The 6,047-nt window shown below is 67.9% G+C and carries 7 protein-coding genes; 5 read left to right on the forward strand and 2 right to left on the reverse strand.

Annotated features, from left to right (window positions below; translation table 11 throughout):
* The 5 genes from ENN83_RS16225 to ENN83_RS16245 form a co-directional block, all read left to right on the forward strand.
* Window positions 1-231, forward strand: a 231-nt coding sequence (locus ENN83_RS16225; protein ID WP_287188796.1) for a hypothetical protein, incomplete at its 5' end; no start/stop codon positions are given.
* Between the two features lie 148 nt (window positions 232-379).
* Window positions 380-1,834, forward strand: coding sequence for a glucose-6-phosphate dehydrogenase (zwf, locus tag ENN83_RS16230; protein ID WP_287188797.1), 1,455 nt, complete (start codon window positions 380-382; stop codon window positions 1,832-1,834).
* Window positions 1,831-2,493 (forward strand): 6-phosphogluconolactonase, encoded by a 663-nt coding sequence (pgl, locus tag ENN83_RS16235; RefSeq protein ID WP_287188800.1) that lies wholly within the window; start codon window positions 1,831-1,833, stop codon window positions 2,491-2,493. Before zwf ends, pgl begins: the two co-directional genes overlap by 4 nt.
* 12 nt (window positions 2,494-2,505) lie before the next feature.
* Window positions 2,506-4,143 carry a glucose-6-phosphate isomerase gene (gene pgi, locus ENN83_RS16240; protein ID WP_287188802.1) on the forward strand — a complete coding sequence of 546 codons (1,638 nt, stop codon included), beginning with the start codon at window positions 2,506-2,508 and terminating at the stop codon, window positions 4,141-4,143.
* Between the two features lie 20 nt (window positions 4,144-4,163).
* A complete protein-coding gene (locus ENN83_RS16245) occupies window positions 4,164-4,385 on the forward strand; it encodes a hypothetical protein (protein ID WP_287188804.1) in 222 nt (73 codons plus the stop codon).
* 289 nt (window positions 4,386-4,674) lie between these two features.
* On the opposite strand, the gene ENN83_RS16250 is transcribed toward ENN83_RS16245, so the two are convergent.
* The gene (locus ENN83_RS16250) at window positions 4,675-5,253 is read right to left on the reverse strand and encodes a YSC84-related protein (protein WP_287188806.1); all 579 of its coding nucleotides are present in this window, start codon (window positions 5,251-5,253) and stop codon (window positions 4,675-4,677) included.
* A gap of 125 nt (window positions 5,254-5,378) precedes the next feature.
* The coding region (gene hemB / locus ENN83_RS16255; protein ID WP_287188808.1) for a porphobilinogen synthase at window positions 5,379-6,047 on the reverse strand (669 nt) is incomplete at its 5' end.

A 6,047-nucleotide genomic window follows, 5' to 3' on the forward strand; every position in this document is an offset into this window, starting at 1 on the left:
GCCTGTTTTCGGGCAGCGTCGTTTCTCGAAAACAGGCGCGGCCGCCCGGCCGTCTTGCTCCACGGTTCGGTGGAGCGGATCCTGGGCACCCACCGCGAAAGGCTGTCGGCCCGCATCCCCGGAACGACCTTTTCGGACCGGGTGAAACGGTGGGAATACGATTCCCGGTCCGCAGGCCGACAGGCCGCGCAAGGAAAACCGTTCCGGACCGCAGACGCATCGGCGGCGTGATCGGGAGGGCGAAGGCCGATGCGGGGCAGGGTCGGACCAAGCGGCGGCTTTACGACCTTTTCCGTGAAAGCTATGGATCTGTCGTGAATGGACGTCTAGGCAGGGTAGGGTGGGGCGGCTCCCCGCCACCGATCCGGCGAGGGTTCAGATGGTCTCACGCGTGATCCCGGTCGATCCCTTCGATCTCGTGATCTTCGGCGCAACCGGCGATCTTGCCACCCGCAAGATCCTTCCGGCGCTCTACCGGCGTGATCTGGCGGGGCAATTGCCGGATGCGGCGCGGATCATCGGGGCCGCGCGCTCGGTGATGGATGACGAGGTCTGGCGGGCCGAGGTCCGGCGCGCGATCCTGGAACATGTGCCCGCCGACCGGATCGACGGCCCGGCGCTTGACCGTTTCCTTGCGCGGCTCCGCCATGTCCGGCTGGATGCCACGGCCGAGGACGGCTGGTCGGAACTGGCCGCGAGGGTCCGCCCGGTCGCGGTGCAGGCCTATTATTTCTCGGTCGGGCCGGGGTTGTTCGGCGATCTGGCGCGCGGCCTGCGTCGCCACGGCATGAACCGCGAGGGTTGCCGGATCGTCGTGGAAAAGCCCTTCGGCCACGATCTTGCCAGCGCGCGGGCGCTGAACGCCGCGCTGGCCGCCCATTTCGACGAGCAGCAGATCTACCGGATCGACCATTACCTCGGCAAGGAGACGGTCCAGAACCTGATGGCCGTGCGGTTTGGCAACATGCTGTTCGAGCCCTTGTGGAACGCGCAATATGTCGATCACATCCAGATCACCGTGGCCGAAACCGTGGGCGTGGCCGGGCGGGGGGGCTATTATGACAAGGCCGGGGCCATGCGCGACATGGTGCAGAACCACATGATGCAGCTTCTGTGCCTGATCGCGATGGAGCCGCCCTATGCCTTTGAACCGGACGCGGTCCGGGACGAGAAGCTCAAGGTGATCCGCGCGCTCGACGCGGTCGAGCCGGGCGATATCGTGCGCGGGCAATATATCGCGGGCAACGGCCATGCCGGCTATGCCGAGGATGCCGGGACCGCGGACAGCCGGACCGAGAGCTTCATCGCGCTCAAGGCGCATGTGTCGAACTGGCGCTGGAAGGGCACGCCGTTCTATCTGCGCACCGGCAAGCGGCTGCGCGCGCGCACCTCGGAAATCGCGATCACCTTCAAGGATCCGCCGCATTCGATCTTCGGCGAGCAGGAGGGACAGAAATCGAACGTGCTGGTGATCCGGCTGCAACCGAACGAGGGGATCAAGCTGAAGGTGACGATCAAGGAGCCCGGGCCGGGCGGCATGCGGCTGATCGAGGTGCCGCTGGACATGTCCTTTGCCCAGGCGCTGGGACCGGGGGCGGAGGATATCGCGGGTGCCTATGAGCGGCTGGTCATGGACGTGATTCGCGGCAACCAGACGCTGTTCATGCGCGGCGACGAGGTCGAGGCCGCATGGGCCTGGACCGATCCCGTCATCGCCGCCTGGCAGGCGCGCGGCGACCGGCCCCAGCCCTATGATCCGGGCAGTTCGGGGCCCGAGGATGCGTTGATGCTGATGCATCGCGACGGGCGGCGCTGGCGGGAGATTCGTCCATGAAACTGATGACCTATCCCGATTCCGAGATGATGATGATCGACCTGGCCAACACGCTGGCCGGGGAGTTGAACACCGTTCTGTTCAATGCCGAGCAGGCCAGCATCGCGGTGCCGGGCGGCACCACGCCGGGGCCGCTTTACGACGCGCTCTGCGCCAGTTCGCTGGACTGGAACCGGGTGCGGGTGCTGCCGACCGATGAACGGCTGGTGGCCCCTGACGACGCCCGCTCGAACGAGGGGATGATCCGCGCCCGCCTGCTGACCGGGGCGGCGGCCGAGGCGCGGCTGATCGGGTTGCGCCCCGGTGCCGACGGCATGGCCGGTCTGACCGAGCGGGTGCGGCGCGCGCTGCCGCTGGATATTCTCGTGCTGGGAATGGGGGCGGACATGCATGTGGCCTCGCTGTTTCCGGGCGCGCCCGAGCTTGAGGACGCGCTTCGCCCGGATGCGCCGCCGGTGATGCAGATCACCCCCCCGGGCCAGCCCGAGCCGCGGGTGAGCCTGACCGGCCCGGCGCTGCGCGGCGCGACGGTCGTGCATGTCCTAATCACGGGGGCGGAGAAGCGCGCGGCGCTGGAACGGGCGGTCGAGATCGACGATCCGCTGCTGGCCCCGGTCTGCGCGGTGCTGGGATCGGCCACGATCCACTGGGCGGGATAATCGGGGATGGACATGGACAGGATCTGGAAGGCGCTCGACGCCAGGGCGCGCGCGGTGGCCGACCGGCCGATTTCGGCGCTGTTCGACGATCCCGGCCGCGCCGCCGCGTTCTCGGCGCGATTCGGCGACATGCTGTTCGACTATTCCAAGACGAATATCGACGCCGAGACGCTGAACCTGCTGCTGGGCCTTGCCGAGGCGGCCGATGTCGCCGCGCGCCGCGAGGCGATGTTCACCGGCGCCAGGATCAACGAGACCGAAGGCCGGGCGGTGCTGCACACGGCGCTGCGCAGCCCCGGCGGGTCGGTCCTGGTGGACGGGCGCGACGTGATGCCGGAGCTGCGCGCGACGCGGGCGCGGATGCGGGACTTTGCCGAAATGGTCCGGGGAGGGCTATTCGCGGGGCAGGGCGGCGCGATCACGGATGTGGTCAATATCGGCATCGGCGGGTCCGATCTGGGCCCGGCCATGGCGGTGCAGGCGCTTGCGCCCTACCATGACGGGCCGCGCTGTCATTTCGTCTCGAACGTGGACGGTGCGCATGTCGCCGACACGCTGAAGGGGCTGAACCCCGAAACGACGCTGGTGATCGTCGCCTCCAAGACCTTCACGACCATCGAGACGATGACCAATGCCGCAACCGCGCGGGACTGGATGGCCGCCCGTGTCGCCGATCCAGCCGCGCAATTCGTCGCGCTGTCCTCGGCTCAGGAGCGGACGGCGGCATTCGGCATCCCGGCCGAGCGGGTCTTCGGCTTCGAGGATTGGGTGGGCGGGCGCTATTCGGTCTGGGGGCCGATCGGGCTGTCGCTGATGCTGGCCATCGGGCCTGATCGCTTCGACGATTTCCTGTCGGGCGGCGCGGCGATGGATGCCCATTTCCGCAGCGCGCCGCCGGGCGGGAACCTGCCCGTCCTGCTGGCGCTGGTCGGGATCTGGCATGCGCAGGTGCTGGGCCATCCCACCCGCGCGGTGCTGCCCTATGACCAGCGCCTGGCGCGGCTGCCCGCCTATCTGCAACAGCTGGAGATGGAATCGAACGGCAAGAGGGTGACGATGGAGGGCACAAGCCCCCCGCGCCCCACCGGCCCCGTGGTCTGGGGCGAGCCCGGCACCAACGGCCAGCACGCGTTTTACCAGTTGCTGCATCAGGGCATGCAGGTCGTGCCCTGCGAGTTTCTTGTCGCCGCGCGCGGGCACGAACCCGAACTGGCGCATCATCATCGCCTGCTGCTGGCCAATGCGCTGGCGCAATCCGCCGCGCTGATGCGCGGGCGCAGCCTTGACGAGGCGCGCGCCATCGCGGCGCGGGCGGGGTTCACCGGCGCGGAACTGGACCGCCAGGCCCGCCATCGCGTCTTTCCGGGCAACCGGCCCTCGAGCACGCTGATCTATCCGCAACTGACCCCGCAGGTGCTGGGAGCGATCGTGGCGCTTTACGAGCATCGGGTGTTCGTCGAGGGCGTGATCCTTGGCATCAATTCCTTCGACCAGTGGGGGGTCGAGCTTGGCAAGGAACTGGCGACCGCGCTGGCGCCGGTTCTGTGCGGTGAATGCCCGGGGGAGGAACTGGACGGGTCGACCCGCGCGCTGGTCGCCTTCGTATCCGGCCGGGAGCGGGATATCCAGGGCGGGGAAGGATTTCGTTAAGGATTCGCGGCTAGGCTGAAATGCGATCCTGGAGTATGGAACATATGGCGACCTGTCGAGAATGTGGAAAGGTTCTAGGGCTGTTCGGCTCGAAATCGGGCGACCTGTGCGAGAACTGCGCCCTCGTCCTGGAGGCGGAACAGATGTTCAAGGACATCAAGTCGCTCGAGCAAAAGGGGCTGAGCCGCGAAGAGATCGCCGCGGCGGTCTGGAAACGCGACAGCGGCTCTGCCGGAGGCTGAGAACGGGCATCCGCCCCTGACCCATGCGTCGCATGGCAGCGCACGGACCTTGCCCATACGGCGGTCTCTTGCCGCGGACCGGCGTGCCGGATTGCCGGGGGGGGAGGGCATCGTTGCTGGCGGTCGGGCAGGCTGCACCCTCCCTCCGACCGGCCCGGACCCTGACCAACGGGAGGCGGGCCCGGGCGAAAGGCGGTCTTTCACCAGACGGGCAAGGACCCCGCCGGAAAGGGGCGTGGCCGGGACTTCCCTGCGAATGCCTGACGCCGGGTGTCATCTGTCCCGGCGTTCAGGGGATGATGCGGGTGTATTTCGTGCCCTCGAGCGAGGCGCCCACGATCAGGCCCTGCTGACCGAAGACCAGCGCGATCACCGGGTCGAGCGAGGTCAGCGTCGAGGCCGAGACCGCGCCCGCGTCGTTGAGGAAGGCGTATTCCAGATCCGCCCCCGCCGACCAGCCCGGACCCGAGCGGAAGATCCGCAACGCGTCGGGCGTCATGAAGAACAGCGCATGGGCATATTGCTGCGCGCCGACCTGGAAGCCGAAACTGGCCTTGGTGGCCGAGTAGTAATCCACCGTGACGTTGTTGATCCGCAGCGCGCCGCGGCCATAGGCCCCGCCCACCCACAGCCCCGCCTTGGTGATCAGCGGCATCCACAGCACGCCATGCGACTTGGCCTCAAGCTCCTGCGTGCCGGGATAGCGGCTGAACAGGAAGTTCCGCGTGCTGTCCACCCGGTTGTCGAGGGACGCGCCCCCCTGGCTGCCCACGCCATTGCCGCAGGCCGCCAGCGCCGTCGTCGCGCCCATCGCGCCGATGAAGCCGCGGCGCGACAGACGCCCGGTCATGCTCTTGCTGTCTTGCATCGCTCTGTGCCTCTTGTTGTGGCCTTGCCGACCTTTGACACAAACTATAGAGGCCCTGCCGCGCCCTGTCACCCTTGCAGAGTGACAGGCGGCAAATCCCCGCGCGCGGCCCCGCCTGTGCGCAGTCAGCCCGCGCGCAGCAGCCGCGCCGCTTCGGGGGCGAAATAGGTCAGGATCCCGTCGCAGCCCGCGCGCTTGAAGGACAGAAGGCTCTCCATCATCACCTTCTGGCGGTCGAGCCAGCCATTCTGCGCCGCGGCCATCAGCATCGCGTATTCGCCCGACACCTGATAGGCATAGGTCGGCGCGCCGAAGGCGTTCTTTACCCGGCAGCAGATGTCGAGATAGGGCATGCCCGGTTTCACCATCACCATGTCGGCCCCTTCGGACAGGTCGCGCTCGATCAGGCGCAGCGCCTCGTCGCTGTTGGCCGGGTCCATCTGGTAGGTCTTCTTGTCGCCCTTCAGCGCGCCCGAGGCCCCGACCGCATCGCGGAACGGGCCGTAGAAGGCAGAGGCATATTTCGCCGCATAGGACATGATCGCGACATCGCAATGGCCCGCCGCCTCCAGCGCCTGGCGTATCGCGCCGATCCGGCCGTCCATCATGTCGGACGGGCCCAGGATGTCGGCCCCGGCCTCGGCCTGCGCAAGCGCCATCTTCACCAGCGCCTCGATGGTTTCGTCGTTGACGATCACCCCGTCGCGCACGATCCCGTCATGGCCGTTGGAATTGTAGGGGTCGAGCGCGACATCGGTCATCACCGCGATCTCGGGCACCGCCGCCTTGATCGC

The sequence above is a fragment of the Rhodovulum sp. genome (assembly GCF_011048875.1).
Lineage (GTDB): Bacteria > Pseudomonadota > Alphaproteobacteria > Rhodobacterales > Rhodobacteraceae > Rhodovulum > Rhodovulum tesquicola.

Bases quoted from the DNA above. Each gene is read 5' to 3' on its own strand.
- pgl (WP_287188800.1), top strand. From the start codon at position 1,831: ATGAAACTGATGACCTATCCCGATTCCGAGATGATGATGATCGACCTG.
- zwf (WP_287188797.1), top strand. From the start codon at position 380: ATGGTCTCACGCGTGATCCCGGTCGATCCCTTCGATCTCGTGATCTTC.
- ENN83_RS16250 (WP_287188806.1), bottom strand. From the start codon at position 5,253: ATGCAAGACAGCAAGAGCATGACCGGGCGTCTGTCGCGCCGCGGCTTC.
- ENN83_RS16245 (WP_287188804.1), top strand. From the start codon at position 4,164: ATGCGATCCTGGAGTATGGAACATATGGCGACCTGTCGAGAATGTGGA.
- pgi (WP_287188802.1), top strand. From the start codon at position 2,506: ATGGACAGGATCTGGAAGGCGCTCGACGCCAGGGCGCGCGCGGTGGCC.